The 19777-nt window shown below is 63.2% G+C and carries 20 protein-coding genes; 3 read left to right on the plus strand and 17 right to left on the minus strand.

The annotated features are described in order from the left end of the window. Window positions 1–4: 4 nt before the first annotated feature. From nuoK to E8M79_RS11455, 16 genes are all read right to left on the minus strand, one after another. Complete coding sequence (gene nuoK / locus E8M79_RS11380; RefSeq protein WP_137153355.1) at window positions 5–313, minus strand: NADH-quinone oxidoreductase subunit NuoK; 309 nt, start codon at window positions 311–313, stop codon at window positions 5–7. Window positions 314–328: 15 nt separating this feature from the next. Beyond that, on the minus strand, window positions 329–934 hold the full coding sequence (locus tag E8M79_RS11385; protein ID WP_137152012.1) for an NADH-quinone oxidoreductase subunit J: 606 nt from the start codon (window positions 932–934) through the stop codon (window positions 329–331). Window positions 935–945: 11 nt separating this feature from the next. Further along, a complete protein-coding gene (gene nuoI, locus E8M79_RS11390; RefSeq protein ID WP_171015828.1) occupies window positions 946–1434 on the minus strand; it encodes an NADH-quinone oxidoreductase subunit NuoI in 489 nt (162 codons plus the stop codon). Beyond that, window positions 1434–2531: an NADH-quinone oxidoreductase subunit NuoH gene (nuoH, locus tag E8M79_RS11395; protein ID WP_137152014.1), complete on the minus strand. Its 1098-nt coding sequence runs from the start codon at window positions 2529–2531 to the stop codon at window positions 1434–1436. The genes nuoI and nuoH overlap by 1 nt, the downstream gene beginning before the upstream one ends. Window positions 2532–2540: 9 nt before the next feature. Continuing rightward, a complete protein-coding gene (gene nuoG, locus E8M79_RS11400; RefSeq protein WP_137152015.1) occupies window positions 2541–4607 on the minus strand; it encodes an NADH-quinone oxidoreductase subunit NuoG in 2067 nt (688 codons plus the stop codon). 5 nt (window positions 4608–4612) lie between these two features. Then, on the minus strand, window positions 4613–5920 hold the full coding sequence (gene nuoF, locus E8M79_RS11405) for an NADH-quinone oxidoreductase subunit NuoF (protein WP_137152016.1): 1308 nt from the start codon (window positions 5918–5920) through the stop codon (window positions 4613–4615). Between the two features lie 9 nt (window positions 5921–5929). Beyond that, window positions 5930–7198 (minus strand): NADH-quinone oxidoreductase subunit NuoE, encoded by a 1269-nt coding sequence (gene nuoE, locus E8M79_RS11410; RefSeq protein WP_137152017.1) that lies wholly within the window; start codon window positions 7196–7198, stop codon window positions 5930–5932. Next, a complete protein-coding gene (locus E8M79_RS11415; RefSeq protein ID WP_137152018.1) occupies window positions 7198–8391 on the minus strand; it encodes an NADH-quinone oxidoreductase subunit D in 1194 nt (397 codons plus the stop codon). Before E8M79_RS11415 ends, nuoE begins: the two co-directional genes overlap by 1 nt. After that, window positions 8388–9005, minus strand: a complete 618-nt coding sequence (locus E8M79_RS11420; RefSeq protein WP_137152019.1) for an NADH-quinone oxidoreductase subunit C — start codon at window positions 9003–9005, stop codon at window positions 8388–8390. The genes E8M79_RS11415 and E8M79_RS11420 overlap by 4 nt, the downstream gene beginning before the upstream one ends. An 11-nt stretch (window positions 9006–9016) precedes the next feature. Continuing rightward, complete coding sequence (locus E8M79_RS11425; protein WP_137152020.1) at window positions 9017–9595, minus strand: NADH-quinone oxidoreductase subunit B; 579 nt, start codon at window positions 9593–9595, stop codon at window positions 9017–9019. After that, the gene (locus E8M79_RS11430) at window positions 9586–9951 is read right to left on the minus strand and encodes an NADH-quinone oxidoreductase subunit A (RefSeq protein ID WP_137152021.1); all 366 of its coding nucleotides are present in this window, start codon (window positions 9949–9951) and stop codon (window positions 9586–9588) included. The genes E8M79_RS11425 and E8M79_RS11430 overlap by 10 nt, the downstream gene beginning before the upstream one ends. Window positions 9952–10491: 540 nt before the next feature. Next, window positions 10492–11052, minus strand: coding sequence for a hypothetical protein (locus E8M79_RS11435; protein WP_137152022.1), 561 nt, complete (start codon window positions 11050–11052; stop codon window positions 10492–10494). 512 nt (window positions 11053–11564) lie between these two features. Then, window positions 11565–12140: a porin family protein gene (locus E8M79_RS11440; protein WP_137152023.1), complete on the minus strand. Its 576-nt coding sequence runs from the start codon at window positions 12138–12140 to the stop codon at window positions 11565–11567. Window positions 12141–12460: 320 nt separating this feature from the next. Continuing rightward, on the minus strand, window positions 12461–13009 hold the full coding sequence (locus tag E8M79_RS11445) for a porin family protein (protein WP_137152024.1): 549 nt from the start codon (window positions 13007–13009) through the stop codon (window positions 12461–12463). A gap of 185 nt (window positions 13010–13194) precedes the next feature. Beyond that, window positions 13195–13926 (minus strand): peptide-methionine (S)-S-oxide reductase MsrA, encoded by a 732-nt coding sequence (gene msrA, locus E8M79_RS11450; RefSeq protein WP_137152025.1) that lies wholly within the window; start codon window positions 13924–13926, stop codon window positions 13195–13197. Between the two features lie 97 nt (window positions 13927–14023). Next, window positions 14024–14665, minus strand: coding sequence for an arylesterase (locus E8M79_RS11455; RefSeq protein ID WP_205747908.1), 642 nt, complete (start codon window positions 14663–14665; stop codon window positions 14024–14026). Between the two features lie 50 nt (window positions 14666–14715). On the opposite strand from E8M79_RS11455, the gene E8M79_RS11460 reads away from it, so the two are divergent. From E8M79_RS11460 to E8M79_RS11470, 3 genes are all read left to right on the plus strand, one after another. After that, window positions 14716–15417, plus strand: a complete 702-nt coding sequence (locus tag E8M79_RS11460; protein ID WP_137152026.1) for an ABC transporter ATP-binding protein — start codon at window positions 14716–14718, stop codon at window positions 15415–15417. Next, window positions 15414–17960 (plus strand): FtsX-like permease family protein, encoded by a 2547-nt coding sequence (locus E8M79_RS11465; protein ID WP_137152027.1) that lies wholly within the window; start codon window positions 15414–15416, stop codon window positions 17958–17960. Before E8M79_RS11460 ends, E8M79_RS11465 begins: the two co-directional genes overlap by 4 nt. A 108-nt stretch (window positions 17961–18068) precedes the next feature. Continuing rightward, the gene (locus E8M79_RS11470; RefSeq protein ID WP_248304976.1) at window positions 18069–18890 is read left to right on the plus strand and encodes a sugar phosphate isomerase/epimerase family protein; all 822 of its coding nucleotides are present in this window, start codon (window positions 18069–18071) and stop codon (window positions 18888–18890) included. Here E8M79_RS11470 and E8M79_RS11475 read toward each other — a convergent pair. Then, the gene (locus E8M79_RS11475; RefSeq protein ID WP_171015829.1) at window positions 18880–19767 is read right to left on the minus strand and encodes a sugar phosphate isomerase/epimerase family protein; all 888 of its coding nucleotides are present in this window, start codon (window positions 19765–19767) and stop codon (window positions 18880–18882) included. The genes E8M79_RS11470 and E8M79_RS11475 overlap by 11 nt on opposite strands. Window positions 19768–19777 lie beyond the last annotated feature (10 nt).

Below are 19777 nucleotides of genomic sequence, written 5' to 3' on the forward strand. Positions count from 1 at the left end.
GTTCTTAGCCCTTCATCGTGTTGACGTCTTCAACCGCGATCGAGCCACGGTTGCGATAGAAAATGACCAGGATGGCCAGGCCGATGGCGGCCTCTGCGGCAGCGACCGTCAGGATCAGCAGCGCAAAGATCTGACCCTGAAGGTCATTGAGCTGCGCGCTGAAGGCCACCAGATTGAGGTTCACCGCCAGAAGGATGAGTTCCACCGACATCAGGATGACGATGATGTTCTTGCGGTTGATGAAAATCCCGAACACGCCCAGCGTGAACAGAATGGCTGCTACGGTCAGGTAGTGACCGAGCCCGATACCCAAGCCCATGTATGCCTCCTACAGCCCTTGACCGCTTTTGACTTTGACGATTTCCAGCGTTTCGGATGGCCGACGGCCAACCTGCTTGACCGGATCCTGACGCTTCACATTGCTCTTGTGCTGCAGCGTGAGCACGATGGCGCCAATCATGGCCACCAGCAGCACAGCCGCTGCGCCCAGGAACAGGAACACATAGCGCGTATAGAGCACCTGGCCGATGGCGCGGATATTGTCCACGCCACCCAGCGGCAGTACCGCTGCAGCCGTGACCTCAGGCGACACCACAAAGCTGCCGGCGACCATCAGCAGCTCGAGCAGCAGCACGGCGCCCACAATCACGCCAATCGGCGCATATTGCAGGAAGCCCTGCCGCAGCGAGGCGAAGTCGACGTCCAGCATCATGACGACGAACAGGAACAGCACCATGACGGCGCCGACATAGACCACGATCAGCATCAGCGCCAGGAACTCGGCACCAGCCAGCATGAACAGACCCGAGGCGTTGAAGAAAACCAGGATCAGGAACAGCACGGCGTGAATCGGGTTCTTGGCGGAGATCACCATCAGCGCCGCAGCCACGGCGATCGCCGAGAAAACGTAGAAGAAGAACAGTGGAAGTGTCATGCGCTTCCCTCTCAGCGATACGGTGCGTCGGCGGACAGATTGGCAGCGATTTCGCGCTCCCAGCGGTCACCGTTGGCGAGCAGCTTCTCCTTGGAGAAATACAGCTCTTCGCGCGTTTCAGTGGCGAATTCGAAGTTCGGACCTTCCACGATCGCGTCCACCGGGCAGGCTTCCTGGCAGAAGCCGCAGTAGATGCACTTGACCATGTCGATGTCGTACCGAACGGTGCGGCGGGTGCCGTCGTTCTGGCGCGGACCAGCCTCGATGGTGATGGCCTGCGCCGGGCAGATCGCTTCACAGAGTTTGCAGGCGATGCAGCGCTCTTCCCCATTGGGATAACGGCGCAGCGCATGTTCACCGCGGAAGCGCGGGCTGACATGCCCCTTCTCGAACGGGTAGTTGATCGTCGGCTTGGCCGTGAAGAAATATCGCATGGTCAGGCCAAAGGCCTTCACCAGCTCAGTGAGCAGCAGCGTATTGACGAACTGGGCGGCGCGCATCAGGCCATCCCTCCATGCCAGCCCCAGCCGGTGAGCTGAAGCACGAATGCAACAATGACGACCATCAGCAGCGACAGCGGCAGGAACAGCTTCCAGCCAATGCGCATCAGCTGGTCATAGCGGTAGCGCGGCACGATGGCCTTGGCCATGGCGAACATGAAGAACACCATGCTCACCTTGATGAAGAACCACACCACGCCCGGGATCCAGGTGAACGGCGGCAGATCGATCGGCGACGTCCAGCCACCCAGGAACAGCACCGTGGTCATGGCGCACATCAACAGGATCGAGATGTACTCGCCCAGCATGAACAGCATGTAGGGCGTGGCCGAATATTCGGTCATGAAGCCGGCAACCAGCTCGGATTCGCCTTCCGCCAGATCGAAGGGCGGGCGGTTGGTCTCGGCAAGGGCCGAGATGTAGAAAATCACGAACATCGGGAACAGCGGCAGCCAGAACCAGTTCAGGAACGTCAGCTGCGGCAGGCCGATCATATTGGCCAGACCCATTTCCTTCTGGGCCATGATGATGTCGCTGAGGTTCAGCGAACCCACGCAGAGCAGCACCGTGATGATCACGAGGCCAATCGACACCTCATAGGACACCATCTGTGCGGCAGCGCGCAGCGAGCCGAGGAACGGATACTTCGAGTTCGAAGCCCAGCCGCCGATGATCACGCCATAGACGCCCAGCGACGAGATCGCGAGGAGGTACAAAATACCGAGGTTGATGTCGGCAATCGCCATGCCCGGGCCAACAGGCACCACCACCCAGCCCGTCAGGGCCAGCGTGGCCGTCAGCAGCGGGGCCAAAAGGAACAGGATCTTGTCGGCGCCGCCGGGGATCACGGGCTCCTTGAGCGCGAACTTGATCAGATCGGCAAAGCTCTGCAGCAGGCCGAACGGACCCACCACGTTGGGGCCACGGCGCAGCTGCACCGCCGCCCAGATCTTGCGATCGGCCAGCAGAATGAAGGCGGTGAACACCAGCAGCGACACCAGCAGCAGCAGAGCCTTGTAGATCAGCCCCACCTGCACGCCCCAGCCCAGGGGCGGGATGCCAAGAAGATAGTCGAGGGCAGCCAGAATGAAGTCCATTATGCTCCCCTACTCTGCCGCCTGCCGAAGACCGGCGGCAGTCGCTGCGCATTCGCCCATCACGGCAGACGCGCGGGCAATCGGATTGCTGAGATAGAATTCGCTGACGGGCGAGACGAAGCTCGTCTTCTTGCCCTTGGCCGAACCCTTTGCCAGCTTGCTTATATCGGCGGTCGTGCCAGCCGCAATGGCGTCGATACGGGCCAGGTGCGGATGCTGTGCATAGATCGCCGCCCGCAGCTGGGCCAGCGAGTTGAACGGCAGCGCCGAACCGGCCAGCGCCGACAGCGCACGGATGATGGCCCAGTCTTCCTTGGCCTCGCCCGGCGGGAACACGGCGCGAGTGGTCACCTGCACGCGGCCCTCGGTATTGACATAGGTGGCGCTCTTTTCGGTATAGGCGGCCGCCGGCAGGATAACGTCGGCGCGATGCGCCGCGTTGTCACCATGGGTGCCGATATAGACCACCAGCGTATCGCCGACATTGGCCAGGTCGAATTCGTCAGCGCCGAGCAGGAACAGCACATCGACGCCACCAGCCAGCATGGCGGCAGTATCAGCAGCGCCCTTGGCCGGCACGAAGCCGATATCGAGAGCACCGACACGCGCTGCTGCATTGTGCAGCACGGCAAAGCCATTCCAGCCTTCCGCAACCTCGGCGTTACCGGTCGCCAGCTTGGCAGCCGCAGCCAGCACGTCAGCACTCGCAGCGCCTTCGCCCACGATCACCAGCGGTGTCTTGGCCTTGGCCCAGGCTTCGGCAAAGCTGCCCTTGCCTTCGGCCAGTTCATTCAGGCTCTCGGAGCCACTGCCCAGATGCTGGGTCGGATAGGTCAGGTCAGCGGCTTCGCCGATCACCCCGATCGGCAGGCCCTTGGCGCGCCAGGCCTTGCGGATGCGGGCATTCAGCACAGCCGCTTCCTTGCGCGGATTGGTGCCGATCAGCAGGATCGCATCAGCCTTCTCGATCCCCACGATGGTGGGATTGAAGATATAGCTGGCGCGACCGGCCGCCGGCGACAGCGCCGAACCCACCGGACGAGCATCGACACTGCCCGAACCGAGACCGGCCAGCAGCGCCTTGAGCGCATACATTTCTTCAACACCGGCGAGATCGCCAGCAATGGCACCCACGCGGGCGCCGGCCTTCTTGACGGCCTTGGCGACGGTGGCAAAAGCATCGTCCCAGGTGGTGGCCGTCAGCTTCTTGCCCTTGCGGACATAGGGGCGGTCGAGCCGCTGGCTCTTCAGGCCATCCCAGATGAAGCGCGTCTTGTCGGAAATCCACTCTTCGTTGATCGCCTCATTGATGCGCGGCAGGATGCGCATCACTTCGCGACCACGGCTGTCGACGCGGATATTGGAGCCAACGGCATCCATCACGTCGATCGACTCGGTCTTGGTCAGTTCCCACGGGCGGGCATTGAACGCATAGGGCTTGGACGTCAGCGCGCCCACCGGGCACAGATCGATCACATTGCCCTGCAGCTCGCTGCTCAGCGCCTTTTCGAGATAGGTGGTGATCTCGGCGTCCTCGCCGCGACCCAGCAGACCCATCTCGGCAATGCCGGCCACTTCGGTGGTGAAGCGGACGCAACGCGTGCAATGGATGCAACGGTTCATCGAAGTCTTGACCAGCGGGCCAATGTACTTGTCTTCGACGGCGCGCTTGTTCTCGGCAAAGCGGTTCTTGTCCACGCCATAGGCCATGGCCTGATCCTGCAGGTCGCACTCGCCGCCCTGATCACAGATCGGGCAATCCAGCGGGTGGTTGATCAGCAGGAATTCCATCACGCCTTCGCGGGCCTTCTTGACCATGGGCGTGTTGGTGAACATTTCCGGCGGCTCGCCGTTCGGGCCCGGACGCATGTCCTTGACGCCCATGGCACAGCTGGCCTGGGGCTTGGGCGGACCGCCCTTGACCTCAACCAGGCACATGCGGCAATTGCCGGCCACCGACAGGCGCTCGTGGTAACAGAAGCGCGGGATTTCCGCGCCGGCAGCTTCCGCAGCCTGCATCAGCGTGTAGTGGTCGGGAACTTCGACCAGCTTGCCGTCAACCTTGATACTTGCCATCAGACCTACTCCGCCGCGATCGACGGCACGGCGCCATCGCTGGTGGACGAATATGTGTACTGGTCAATCCGCGCCTCGATCACGTGGCGGAAATTGCGGATCAGACCCTGGATCGGCCAGGCAGCCGCATCGCCGAGCGCACAGATGGTGTGCCCTTCGATCTGCTTGGTCACCTCGAACAGCATGTCGATTTCGCGCTTCTGCGCGCGGCCTTCGACCATGCGTTCCATCACGCGCATCATCCAGCCCGTGCCTTCGCGGCAGGGCGTGCACTGGCCGCAGCTCTCATGCTTGTAGAAAGCCGACAGGCGCCAGATGGCCTTGATGATATCGGTCTGCTTGTCCATCACGATGATGGCAGCAGTGCCCATCGAAGAGCCCGCTTCGCGCAGACCGTCGAAATCGACGATGGCGTTCTGGATCTTCTCGCCGGGCACGCAGGGCACCGAAGCGCCGCCGGGGATCACGGCCAGCAGATTGTCCCAGCCGCCGCGGATGCCGCCGCAGTGCTTTTCGATGATGTCCTTGAAGCTTTCGCCCATGGCTTCTTCGAACGTGGCCGGCTTGTTCACATGGCCCGACACGCACATGAGCTTCGTGCCAGTGTTATTGGCGCGGCCGATCGAGGCAAACCAGGCGCCCGAGCGACGCAGGATCTCGGGGACAACGGCGATCGATTCGACATTGTTCACGGTCGTGGGATTGCCATAGACGCCCATGCCCGCCGGGAACGGCGGCTTCAGGCGCGGCTGGCCCTTCTTGCCTTCCAGCGATTCCATCAGCGCGGTTTCTTCACCGCAGATGTAGGCGCCGGCGCCATGGTGGACGATGATGTCCAGATCCCAGCCATGGATATTGTCCTTGCCGATCAGGCGGGCCTCATAGGCCTCCTCGACGGCGCGTTCCAGGTGCTGGCGTTCACGGATGAACTCGCCGCGCACATAGATGAAGGCGGTATGCGCATCCATGGCGCGCGCGGCCAACAGGCACCCTTCCACCAGGTGATGCGGGTCATGGCGCAGGATTTCGCGATCCTTGCAGGTGCCCGGCTCGGATTCGTCGGCATTGACCAAGAGGTAATGCGGACGGCCATCGTTGACCTTGGGCATGAAGGTCCATTTCAGCGCCGTCGGGAAACCGGCGCCGCCACGGCCGCGCAGGCCCGAGGCCTTGACCTCATTGGTAATCCAGTCACGGCCGGAATCGATAAATTCCTTTGTGCCGACCCAGGCGCCGCGTTCGCGCGCCCCGGCCAGGGTCCAGTCATGCTGGCCATACAGATTGGTGAAAATGCGATCTTTATCAGCGAGCATCGTTCACTCCTACCGCGGCTTCTTGCCGAAGACGCGGACATATTCAGCTTCGCCACCCTTGGCGAGTGCGGCGGCCTGCTTGACCCACTCGTCGCGCGTCACCCGGCCCTTAAAGCCCAGTGCGTCATCGAGCTTGGCGATATCGGCCTCTGTGAAGGCAGCAACCTGGCTCCACTGGGTCACACCCAGGGCCTTGAGCTTGCCTTCCAGCACCGGACCAACACCCGAGATCAGCTTCAGATCATCAGCAGCACCGGCTGGAGCCGCAAACAGCGGCGTCGCCGCAGGTGCTGCGCTCTCGGCCTTGGCCGCCGGAGCATTGGACGCAATGATGGTGCGGCTCTTCTTTTCGCCGCTGGCCTTGCCCGTGTCCTGGACAGCTGGGGACTCGGCGCCGACAGCGCCCTCGCGCATAGCGTCGTTGGGCTTGCCATTGGCCTTGGCCGAAGCATTGGTGGCCTTGCGTTCACCCTCCGCCTTGGCTTCGGAGACCTTGGCTGCGGCCGGCGTCCCCTTGAGGGCCGGCGCGGATTCCTCGCTCACGTCCTTGGGCTTGGCAGCGGTCGTAGGTGCCTGTGCAGCGGCGGGAGCCGGTGCAGGAGCCGCCGCGGGGGCAGCTGCATCAGCAGGCGGGGCCGGCGGAATGAACTTCTCGCGCTTGGCGGTCGGCTTTTCCAGCAGCGTGGTGCGGCCGCCTTCAGCCGCCGAATGCAGGCGGTCGATCTGCGGACCCGGCTTGATGGTCGCACCCTTGCCAGCGGCAAAGGCGTCCACGATCTCTTCGAAGCGCGCGGGCGTCAGGTCTTCATAGGTGTCGTGATAGATCGTCACCATGGGCGCGTTCACGCAGGCCCCGGCGCATTCCACCTCTTCCCAGCTCATCGTGCCATCGGCATTGAGATGATGCGGATCGTGATGGATCTTGTTCTTGCAGATTTCGATCAGTTCGCCCGCCCCGCGCAGCATGCAGGGCGTCGTGCCGCACACCTGGATATGGGCGTTGCGGCCAACCGGCTGCAGCTGGAACTGGGTGTAGAACGTCGCCACTTCCAGCACGCGGATATAGGCCATGCCGAGCATGTCCGCGACCGTCTCGATCGTGGCGCGGCTGACCCAGCCGTCCTGGTCCTGCGCCCGCATCAGCAGCGGAATAACAGCAGATTGCTGACGGCCGGCCGGGTAAAGCCCGATCTTCCATTCCGCCCATTTGGCGTTCTCAGCACTAAAGGCGAACTTGGCCGGCTGAACCGACTCGTCCGCTAGGCGACGCGCAACCATCAGCGATCAACCTCTCCGAACACGATATCAAGCGAGCCAAGGATGGCCGAGACGTCAGCCAGCATGTGGCCGCGACACAGGAAATCCATGGCCGACAAATGCGCAAAACCCGGAGCCCGGATCTTGCAGCGATACGGCTTGTTGCTGCCGTCACTGACCAGGTAGACGCCGAATTCGCCCTTGGGCGCTTCGACGGCGGCATAGACCTCGCCGGCCGGCACCTTGTAGCCTTCGGTGTAGAGCTTGAAGTGATGGATCAGCGCTTCCATCGACTGCTTCATCTCGCCGCGCTTGGGCGGCACCACCTTGCCATCGAGCGAGGAGACCGGCCCCTTGCCATCGGCAGCATTCAGCTTGTCCACGCACTGCTTCATGATGCGCGTCGACTGGCGCATCTCTTCCATGCGGATCAGGTAACGGTCAAAGCAGTCGCCGTTCTTGCCGATTGGAACATCGAAGTCCATTTCGGCATAGCATTCATAAGGCTGGCTCTTGCGCAGATCCCAGGCCGCGCCCGAACCGCGCACCATCACGCCCGAGAAGCCCAGGTTCCAGGCATCTTCGAGCTTGACCACGCCGATGTCGACATTGCGCTGCTTGAAGATGCGGTTCTCGGTCAGCAGCGCATCGATGTCGGCCAGCGCCTTGGGGAAGGTCTCGCAGAACACGCCGATATCGTCGATCAGCGCCTGCGGCAGGTCCTGATGCACGCCACCGGGACGGAAATAGGCGGCATGCATGCGCGCGCCCGAAGCGCGCTCATAGAACACCATCAGCTTTTCGCGCTGCTCGAAGCCCCACAGCGGCGGCGTCAGCGCGCCAACGTCCATGGCCTGCGTCGTCACGTTCATCAGGTGCGCCAACAGGCGCCCGATTTCCGAATAGAGCACGCGGATCAACTGGCCGCGCCGCGGAACTTCCAGTCCCAGCAGCTTTTCGACGGCCAGAGCGAAGGCATGCTCCTGGTTCATCGGCGCCACATAGTCGAGGCGATCGAAATAGGGCACGGCCTGCAGATAGGTCTTGGATTCGATCAGTTTTTCGGTGCCGCGGTGCAGCAGCCCGATATGCGGATCGACGCGCTCGACGACTTCGCCGTCCAGCTCCAGGATCAGGCGCAGCACGCCATGGGCCGAGGGGTGAACCGGGCCGAAATTGATGGTGAAGTTGCGGACGTTCGCTTCAACGGTCATTGCTTGGCCTTCTCGTCACCGGGCAGCACATAGTCAGTACCCTCCCAAGGCGACAAATAGTCAAAGGTGCGGAATTCCTGCATCAGCTGCACGGGCTCATAGACCACGCGCTTGCGCTCTTCGTCGTAGCGAACCTGCACAAAGCCGGTCACCGGGAAGTCCTTGCGCAGCGGATGGCCGTCAAAACCATAGTCGGTCAGGATGCGGCGCAGGTCCTGGTGACCAGAAAACAGCACGCCGAACAGGTCATAGGTCTCGCGCTCGAACCAGTCCGCGCCGCGATAGACGCCGGTGATGCTCGGCACAGGGCTGACATCGTCGGTCGTCACCTTGACGCGCACGCGCTGGTTCAGATGCGGGCTCATGAAGTGATAGATCACGTCAAAGCGCTCTTCGCGCTCGGGATAGTCTGCACCGCAGACGTCCACAAAGCTGATGAAGCGGCACTTCGGATCGTCGCGCAGGAACTGCGCCACAGAAACGATCGAATCGCGCGCCACGGTCAGCGTCAGTTCGCCGAACAGCACTTCACGCAGGACGACAGCGTCGCCCAGCGCGTTAGCGATGTGCTGGCCCAGGGCCTCGAGCGGATCAATCTGGACGGCGTCATCCATTTTCAGCGGTCCTATCGTTCGATGGTGCCGGTGCGGCGAATCTTCTTCTGCAGCAGCAGAATGCCGTACAGAAGCGCTTCAGCCGTCGGAGGGCAGCCAGGGACATAGACGTCCACCGGCAGCACGCGGTCGCAACCCCGCACCACCGAGTAGGAATAGTGATAGTAGCCGCCGCCATTGGCACAGCTGCCCATCGAAATCACATAGCGCGGCTCTGGCATCTGGTCGTAGACCTTGCGCAGCGCCGGAGCCATCTTGTTGGTCAGCGTACCAGCAACGATCAGCACGTCCGACTGGCGCGGAGAGGCGCGCGGAGCCGTGCCGAAGCGTTCGATATCGTACCGCGGCATCGACATCTGCATCATTTCCACGGCGCAGCAGGCCAGGCCCGTCTGCATCCACATCAGCGAGCCCGTACGCGCCCAGGTCACCAGCTGCGAGACGGTGGAGACGAGGAAACCCTTGTCCGCCAGCTCGTCGGTCACATCGGTGAAGAAGGGATCGGTCGCGCCGGCGGGCTTGTTGGTCCGCGGATCGATCAGCCCGCTCGGGCGGGGCGCAACCAGGGTATTGTTCTCGTTCAATCCCATTCCAGCGCGCCTTTCCGCCATTCGTAGATAAAGCCGACCGTCAACACGCCCAGGAAGATCATCATCGCCCAGAAGCCGAACCAGCCGACATCCCGGAACGCCACGGCCCAGGGGAACAGGAACGCCACTTCAAGGTCGAAGATGATGAACAGGATCGACACCAGGTAGAACCGGACGTCGAACTTCATGCGGGCATCATCGAAGGCATCAAAGCCCGCCTCGAAGGCCGAAACCTTCTCCGGATCGGGGTTCTTGATCGCAACGATGAAGGGGGTCACCAATAGCGCCGCGCCAATGACGGCGGCGAGGCCCAGGAAGATCACGATGGGCAAATAGTCGCTGAGCAAATCAGTCATGCGGCAGCCTGTTTTCTAGTCCGGTCGGGCGACCGGCGTCTTGCGAGTTTTGCTCGCAATTGGGGCGAGCAAACCGACGCGACAGTTGGTGTCTGGGCTTAGACCTTTGGCCAATCGGTTTCAAGGGAAAGAAAATATGACCAAAACAATCATATATGCTTCTGTGGGCAATCCCCGCCCCCACACATGCAAACCGTCGAAATCACCCCTCAAACGCGTCACCAAGCCGCGCCGACCACGAACGCGCCAACCCAATTCGACTCCCACCGGACGGGAATCTGGGCCTCACCAGCGCGACCATCGATCGGCTGATTCGACCCTGCAAGTGCGCGATCACATCCACACCACCACACCCAGAATCGCGCAACTTGTGCGTAACCGGCAAAAGCCCTGTCCATAGCCGCCCCGAAGCACCCGCTAGGCAACCCGCCCCCAGCATGCCAGCCCCAAAAGCAAAGCGGCGAACCGCAGAACGGTTCGCCGCCAGAGCTTGGGATCTGCCAGTCGGGACGGCCTCAGCCGTCACGCCGTCAAACCATATTAGAAGTGATAGAACACACCGACCGTGCCGGTCGCGCCCTCGAACAGATTGTCGCCTGCACCACCAGTGAAATCGCCCTGGGCAACGGCCTCGCCACGGATCGTGACAGCGTCGGTAACGGCAAATTCCACACCGCCACCAACCTGATACATGGTCGTGCTCACGCCCGCAGACGTGTCAACACCGATACCGCCGATTGCGTAGATCAGTGCCTGATCGGTGACCACGACGCCTGCCTTGAGATTGGCATAGAAGGCGCTGCCAGTGGTGGCATTGTTCCAATAGTAGTCGCCAGTCACTTCGAGACCGAGCAGCAGCGGATCGGCCGGAATGAAGTTCACGCCGACTGCGCCACCAACCTGGCCGAAACCAACCTGGGCAGCGCCATTGTCACCATAGGTCGACAGGCCGCCACGCACACCGACATAGAGACCTTCCCAGCTGAACCCACCGGCCTCGTAGATCGGAACCGGGGTCGAGGGAATAATGAGATCAGCGGCCTGCGCGGCACCACCAACCAGAACAACAGCGAAAACAGCAGCAACCGAACGTCCAAACATCTTCAGAGCCCTCTGCAAGGAATTTATACGTTGGCTAAAGCATGCATCAAATTAAGCGCAGCGGCAATCGCCTCAGCACGGTCAAGTTGTTTGTTTTTTGGCTATGGCTCCTGTGCAACACCAGTAAGTGCCGTTGCTACGACAGCAGTTGCCAGTCAACGCCGGCATCCGGCAAACAAAAACCTGGCGCGAGGCGGCTTGCGCTTCTGTTTCAAGACCTTAGCCACCATTGGGGCCCCTTGCTGAAGGTGCCGAGCGCACTGCTCAACACCATGGCCTGGCACAACGAACCGGTCAGGCAATGCGGCGCCCCCCCATGGGAAAGCGACGCCGACAGCATTTGAGGACGCTCACCATCCGTGCAGGAGACCGACTCAACTGCAGACGACGGATCACACCAGCAGACAACAGGCCCAAAAAACCAAAACGACGAACCGCGGGGCGGTTCGTCGCAATGGGTTTGCAAGACTCAGATGGAGCGGGCGGCTGAGCCGCCCGTCCGAGTAGCAATCTTAGAAGTGGTAGAACACGCCGACGGTTGCCTTGGCACCGTCGAAGAACTGGTCGCCAGCGGCGTTCGAGAAATCGCCGAGGCCGAGCACTTCGCCACGAACCGACACAGCGTCGGTCACAGCAACTTCAACACCGCCGCCCAGGGCGTAGATGCTGTCGGTGGTGCCGGACTTGGTGGTCAGGCCAACACCGCCAGCTGCGTAGACGAGCACGTTGTCGGTGACAACGGCGCCAACGCGAGCCAGAGCCAGGAACATGCCAGCGCCGTCACCGGCCTGGAACACGTAGTCACCCTGGACTTCCAGACCCAGCAGGATCGGATCGGCAACGATGAAGTTCACACCGGCAGCAGCACCGAGCGACAGCTTCGACACATTGGTGTCGAGGTTGGTCAGGCCATTGGCGTTGGTGAAGACGCCGCCGAGGTTCACACCGGCGTACAGGCCTTCCCAGTTGAAGCCAGCAGCTTCATAGATCGGAACCGGGGTCGAGGGAACGATGAGGTCGGCGGCCTGAGCACCACCAGCGAGCAGCGCGGCAGCAGCCACACCGAGAGAAAGCGAACGTACAAACATCTTGCACTCCCGTAATAGGTTAACCGTAGTCGAGCCCTACATGCTCCAACCCGGCGCGCGTGACAAGTGCCCGGCGACCTAAACTCGTGGGTGCGGATAACATTTGATGACCATTGGAGGGCTAGTGTTGCCCCAATGCAGCGCATTTGATCCAATTCGATACAAATGCGGCGTAACCCTGCCACAATGCGGCGACATCGTGGCACAATATGGGCACTGGCGCGTCAAATCGTCAAGGGGGCAGTTAACTGCGGGTTCATTTTTGCGAATCGAGTCCAAGCCATGCAGTGGCAACCGCTCGCTAAGCCCCTGAGCCGGAACTAGAAATGAAAGTTCGCGCCCAAGGTCAGCTGCTGGGCCGGCGCCGTGCCATCCACCGGGAAGGTCCTGAGATAGCGGCCTTCCAGCGAAACGGCATCAGTCAGCCCGACCTCGAGCCCCCCACCGAGCAGCCCAGCTCCATCCTTGGGATCGCTCAGCGCTAGCCCATAGCCGCCCGCGGCAAACACCAGCACATTGTCGGTGACAACCAGACCCGCCCGCCCCAGTATCTGGCCATCGACACTGCTGCCGATGCCGCCGTCCAGCCCCTGCACCGCCACCTCGGCGCCCATGAGATAGAAGTCGAACTGCGCATTGACGCCAGCCTGCACACCCAGGCCCGCGCCGACAGTGCCGTTGACCGGCTCGCTCGCGCCCGTGCCGTAGATACCGGCATAAAAGCCGCTCCAGTCAAAGCGCGACGGCGCGGCGACGGGGACTTTGGCTTGGGCATCGCTGGACAGGCCAATGGTCTCGGCCGCCATCAGGGGTGGTGTGGCCAGACAAACTAGGCCCAGGGTGGCGGCAAATTGCTGGCATTGACGCATCCGGGCCTCCTTGTCTGATTTCTTCCGGCCATCGCCGGTCCGCAAACGCCGTTCGGGCGTTATGATCATCCTGCCCCAGACTGCTGGCGAAAACCTGCCGGACACTGGGCTATTTTGCGGCAATTGCGACTCGACCAATGCAAACGGGCCCCGCAGGGCCCGTCGTCATCTTGTCAGCGTTCGGTCTAGAGCGTGCCTACCAGCACCGGCTCATCCCGATAGACATCGGGGAATATCTGCTTGAGCGCGGCGATCTTGGGCAAGTCATGGACAACGATATAGGGCCAAGTCGGATTCAGGGTCAGGAAGTCCTGATGATATTGCTCGGCCGGATAGAAGCCCTTGAACTCCTCGATGGTGGTGACGATCGGTCCTTCAAACAGGCCCGTCGCATTGAGCTCGTCGATGTAGGCCTTGGCCGTCGCAGCCTGGGCTTCGGACTGCGGGAAGATCGTCGAGCGATACTGCGTTCCGTGGTCGGGGCCCTGATAGTTGAGCTGGGTCGGGTTATGCGCCACAGAGAAATAGATGTGCAGCAGTTCACCATAGCTCACCACGCTGGGATCATACGTGACCTCGACGCTTTCGGCATGGCCGGTGGTGCCGCTGCCGGTGGTCTCATACTGCGCCGTCTCGGCGCTGCCGCCCGAATAGCCGGACACGGCGCGGGTGACGCCCTTGACGTGCTGGAAGACGCCCTGCACGCCCCAGAAGCAGCCGCCGGCAAACACCGCCGTGGCACTGCTGCCGGTTTCGGCAAGGTCTTGGCTGGGCGCCGGAATGACGACAGGCGCTTCCTGCGCCGTTGCCCCGACCTGCATCAGCCCGACCGCCAGGGCCGGCAGGACAAGAAGAGACGCCAGGGTCCGGCGCCAGCCGCGGCGGCCGACAGTTGATGGTCTATCCAGAGTGATCATTGCAAACCTCGTTTGAAGAGCTGTGCCGGTCATTTCGTCTTATACGCGCCTTTGGTTACCTCAGATCAGCACCATCACGCCGATATGAACGGCGGCCTCATCCCCGCGGCCGCAGCAGTGTCTCGACCAGCGGCAGCAACCGGGCCACGATCACCGCCACGCCCTGTCCATTGGGATGCAGCCCGTCGGCTTGGTTGAGCGCCGGGTCAAGCGCCACGCCGTCGAGGAAAAAGGGATCGAGCACAGCCCCATGCGCTGCGGCCAGATCGGGATATATGGAGTCAAACGCCGCAACATAGTCGTCACCCAGCCCGCGATTGGCCTTCATACCCAGCAGCAGCACCGGCAATTTGAGCGCCGCTATGCCGTTCAGCATGGCATCGAGATTGCGCCGCGTCTCCTCCGGCGGCAGGCCCTGCAGCATGTCATTGGCGCCCAGCCCCAGGATCACTGCGTCCGCCGGCGTGCCCAGCGTCCAGTCTAGCCGCGCCAGCCCGTCGGCCGTGGTGTCGCCCGAGACGCTTGCATTGACCAGCACCGCATCCAACCCCGCTTTGTCCATGGCCGCCTGCATCTGGCCCATGAAGGCGTCCTGCTCGCTCAGCCCGAGGCCAGCGAGCAGGGAATCGCCATAGAGCAGCACGGTCCGCGGCGCGGCACTGGCTGGCGTAGCCAATGCCAGAATTGTGGTCAGCACCGCCATTGCAGCGCGCAGCGCCCGGCCCCATCTTGTCATCATGCCTGCCCTGCTGCCCATTGCTGTTTCCCGTCCAGACCCCGGCCCCATCCATGACCAATGCCATCGCCCACACCAGGGACATGAACCTGCACCTTAAGGCCGGGGGCAGCAGCCTTCATATCCTCAAATCCATCACGTTTGCGATAAACCCGGGCGAGGTGGTCTCCATCGTTGGTCCTTCGGGCAGCGGCAAGACCAGCCTGCTGATGGTCATGGGCGGGCTCGAACAGGCCAGCGCCGGCGACGTCTCAGTCGGCGGCACCAGGCTCGCCGGCCTCAACGAGGACCAGCTCGCCGATATGCGCCGCAGCAATATCGGCATTCTGTTCCAGAACTTTCACCTCATTCCCTCCATGACCGCGCTGGAAAATGTCGCTTTGGCGCTGGAGATTGCCTTCGACGACCTGCCGCTGACCGAAATCCGCGCCCGTGCTCGTGCCGCCCTGGCCGAAGTGGGCCTGGCCGCCCGCGAGAGCCATCTGCCCAGCGCCCTCTCCGGCGGCGAGCAGCAGCGCGTCGGCCTTGCCCGCGCCATCGTCACCCGCCCTCGCCTGCTGCTGGCCGATGAGCCCACCGGCAATCTCGACCAGGAGACAGCGGCGTCTGCCATCGAGCTGCTGTTTGACTTGGCCCGGCGCAACACCATGGCCGTGATGCTGATTACCCATGATGCGGCCCTGGCGCGGCGCGCCGACCGACAGATGCGCATGGACCACGGCGAATTGACCGAGCTTGTGGGCGCACTGGCATGAACCGGCTCGTCAGCTGGCTGCGCGTCGCCCTGATCGATCTGCGCGGCGGCGCGGGGCGCTTCGGCATTCTCATTGCCTGTCTGGCGCTGGGCGTGGCCGCTATCGGTACGGTGAGCGCCGTTCGAAGCAGCGTTGAAACCGCCATTGCCCGCGATTCCCGCGTCATCCTGGGCGGCGACATGGAGCTGCGCGCCTTCCGCAGCGACCTTGACCCTGCCGTCGTCTCGGCCCTCGACGGCCTCGGCCAGGTCAGCCGCGAGGTCGAGATCAGCGGCCAGGCCAGCGCCAATGGCCAATCGGCTTTCCTCACCCTGCGCGCCGTGACCGACGCCTATCCCTTGGTCGGCAGCGTGAGCCTTGCGCCGGGCGCCGAAGCTGGCACGCCGGGCGATCTGCTGGCCCAGCGCGGCGGCGCCTTTGGCCTGCTGCTGGCGCAACAGGCGGCACTGCGCCTGGGCGTCAGTGTCGGCGATACCGTGCGCATCGGCACGCTCGACCTCACCCTGCGTGGCATCATCACCGAGCTGCCCGACCAGGCCACAGCCGGCTTCCAGATCGGGGCGCCCGCACTGATCTCAAGCCAGGCGCTGGCACCTGCAGGGCTCCGCGAAGAGGGCGTACTCAGCCAGTTCCGCTACAAGCTGCTGCTCAAGAACGGCGATGTCGAAGCGGCGCGAAGCCAGCTGGACAAGCAGTTCCCCGATCATGACTGGCAGATTCGCTCACCCAGCCAGGCCACCGCCACCATTGCCCGCTTCATCGCCATCTTCGGCAATTTCATGCTGCTGGTCGCCCTCTCCTCAATGATCGTGGGCGGGCTGGGCGCCGCCAATGCCGTCACCGCCTATGTCGGCGAGCGCCAGGGCGCTATTGCCACGCTGCGCGCCCTGGGCGCCAAAGGCCCGCGCATCCTGGTGCACTTCCTTGCCCAGATCACGCTTCTCTCTCTACTCGCCATTGCCATCGGCATGGCCATTGTGGTTGTCGCGACGCTCGCCCTATTGCCGCTGCTGTCCGATCTCATCGGTCTGGAGTTGCCGGCCGTGCTTGATCTGCGGGCCATGCTGGTAGCCGGCGCCATTGGTCTGGTGACCGCTCTGCTCTTCTCCTGGGTGCCGCTCATCCAGGCCCGGGCCGTGCGCCCGGCATTGCTGTTCCGCGCCGGCGCCTCGGGTGCGCCACTGGCCCTGCCCTGGCGCGCCCTGCTGGCCCCGGCCCTTTTCGCACCGCTCCTCGCCGGCTTTGCCCTGGTGCTGGCGCTGACACTCCAGATTGCCAATGACTGGAGGCTGGTTGGCGTCTATTTCGCCGCCACGCTCATCGCCTTCGGCCTGCTGCGCCTTGCCGCCGCGGCGCTCAAGCTGCTGCTGCGTCGCCTGCCCGCGCCGCGCAATCGCCTGCTGCGCCAAGCCATGGCTGCGATCCTCCGGCCCGGCGCGCCCACCACCACGGTGCTGGTCTCGATGGGTATGGGTCTCTCATTGCTGCTGCTAATCGTCACCACCCAGGCCAATATCAACAGCCAGATATCAGGCGAAGTTACCGCCGAGGCCCCGGCCTTTGTGCTGTTCGACATGGACCGCGCCACCACGGACGCCCTGACACAATTTGCGGCCACCACGCCGGCCATCGATGCGCACAAGGCCTTCCCCATGCTGCGCGGCACCGTCACCCAGCTCAAGGACGCCCCGGCGCCCAATGCCGACGACGTCCCCGCTGACCTGGCCGAGATCTTCCGGGGCGATACGTCGCTCACCTGGTCGGCGGCCCTCCCCGAGAACACCACGCTAGCCGAGGGCGCCTGGTGGCCCGACAATTATGACGGCCCGCCGCTGGTCTCGCTCACCACCGAACTGCGGGATGGGCTCAAGCTGGCACTGGGCGACACCATTACCCTCTCCATCGCCGGGCGGCCGATGAGTTTTACCATCGCCAGTTTCCGCGCCCTGGATCGCCGCAGCGCCGACTTCAGCTTCAATATCGTCGCTTCGCCCGGGCTGATCGAAAAGGCGCCACAGTCGTTCTTCGCCACGGTCATGGCCAAGCCCACCGATGCCCCGGCGCTGGAAGCAGCGCTGATCGCCCAGTTCCCGCAGGTGCGATTCGTGCCCGTCGGCGATGCGCTGGCCCGGGTGCAGTCGATCTTTGATGGCCTGGTCAATGCCATCGCCCTGGTTAGCGGCACGGCGGTGATCTCCGGCATTCTGGTGCTGGCCGGCGCGCTCAGCGTCGGTCGGCATCAGCGCGAAGCCGATGCTGTGGTGATGAAGGTGCTGGGGGCCCGGCGCGCCCATGTCATTGCCGCCTTCATGCTCGAATATGCCCTGCTCGGCGCCATCGCCGCGCTGATCGCCGGCGCCATTGCGCTCAGCGGCGCCTGGGCGGCGGCCAATTTCCTGCTCGACATCGATTTTGCCGTGCAGCCCGGGCAATTGGCGCTGCTGACCATCATGGTCATCGCCGTCACCACGCTCACCGGCGCCGCCACCACTTGGTCGGCCATGTCCACCCGGCCAGCCGACCGCCTGCGCGAGGACGGGTAACGCCTTGATTACACGAAGCCAGAACGCCAGACGGCGGCATTTCGCGCCTTGGCCTGTGCCGGGGCTTCCCCTAGCATGCGACCATCCCCTCTAGCGTGAGTATGCCCCGTGAGTGACACTGCCCGCCGGCCCATGGCCAAGACCAGCCTGAAATGGTCCATGATCGAGGAAAAGCTCTCGATCGGCGACACCTTCCGGCTGATTGCCGACCTCGGCTTTGATGGCGTGGAGCTTGATGCACCCAACGACCTGCCGCTGCACGGGGTGCTGGCCGGCCGCGATGCCACAGGCGTCGCCATTCCCGGCGTCATCAACTCCGCCCATTGGAAGACCCCGCTGACCGACCCTGACCCGGCCGTGCGCGAGGCCTGCGTCGTCGCCAGCATCGAGGCGATGAAGCTGGCCAAGGCCTATGGCGCCCAGACCATGCTGCTGGTGCCCGGCGTGGTCAACGCCACCACCAGCTATGCCACCGCCTATGATCGCGCCGTGGAGGGCATCGACCGGCTGCTGCCGCACGCCGAGGAGATCGGCATCGCCATCGCATTGGAAAATGTCTGGAACAACTTCCTGCTCAGCCCGCTCGAAGCGGCCCATCTGATCGATGGTTTCGACAGCCCCAGCTTGGGCTGGTATTTCGACGTCGGCAATGTGCTGCGCTATGGCCGCCCTGCTGATTGGATCGAGGCGCTGGGCAACCGGATCCTGCGCATCGACATCAAGGAATATAGCCTTAGCCGCATGAATGCGGAGGGCCCCTGGAAGGGCTTTGACGTGGCGCTCGGCGAGGGCGACATCGACTGGGCCGACGTCAATGCCGCCCTGGCCTCTGTAGGTTATTCCGGCTGGGTCTCGGTCGAGATGCCGGGCGGCGACCGCCAGCATCTCGCCGATCTCAAGCAGCGGCTGGACCGCATCGTCAGCCTCTGATCTCGGCCAAGAGGCGCCGGATCGTATCAAGACCGGTTTCGCAGCCGAACAGCGTGGGCTCGTTGCCCTCATATTCCAGCGACAGGAAGCCATCGTAGCCCGAGGCCACGATGGCCTGCATCAGCCCGCGCGCATTGAGATCGCCATAGCCAAACACCGACCCGCGGATGAACTGCCCGCCATGCGTCTTGAGCCAGCCAAGGCCCGGCTCGGTCTGGCGCACATAAAAATCCTTCACATGCACGAAGCTGGCCTGTGGCAGCGTGCGGCGGGTGGCGACGTCGGGATTGTCGTCCACGCACAGAAAATTGCCGACATCGACCGTCAGCTTGAAGTTATCGCGGCCCACCGCATGATGCAGCCGCAACAGCCGCTCGGCCGAATTCATGAAGAAGCCGTGGTCCTCAACGCTCGTCACCACGCCATAGCCCTGGGCGAAATCGGCAATCTCGGTGCAGGCCTCGACAATGCCGGCAAATTCCCGCTCGAACTCGGCCACATCAGTCAGCCGATAGGCCCATGGCACCACATCGTGACGCAGGAACCCGGCACCCAGGCGGCTGCACAGTTCGACATGGCGCTTGACCGCCGCGATCTGTGCCGCGCGCTCGGCGGCTGACCCGAGGAAGCTGGCGCCCATGCACAGGCCCGAGATCGGCACGCCCGTGCGCTCCACCGCCGCCTCGATGCGCGAGATCACCGCCGCGTCCTCAGTCAGGTCATAGCCGGCCTCGGTACCGGCAGCTGCAAAGCTGAAGGTCGCAATCTCGAGATGCTCTGCCTGATGGGTCACCAGCCAGTCGAACAGGCTCTCAACGGTCATGCTGCCATTGGCCAGCAGGGGGCGGAAACTATAGGAGGACAGGCCGATCTGCATGGGTTGGTCT

The organism is Devosia sp. FKR38, from assembly GCF_005222805.1.
Classification (GTDB): Bacteria; Pseudomonadota; Alphaproteobacteria; order Rhizobiales; family Devosiaceae; genus Devosia.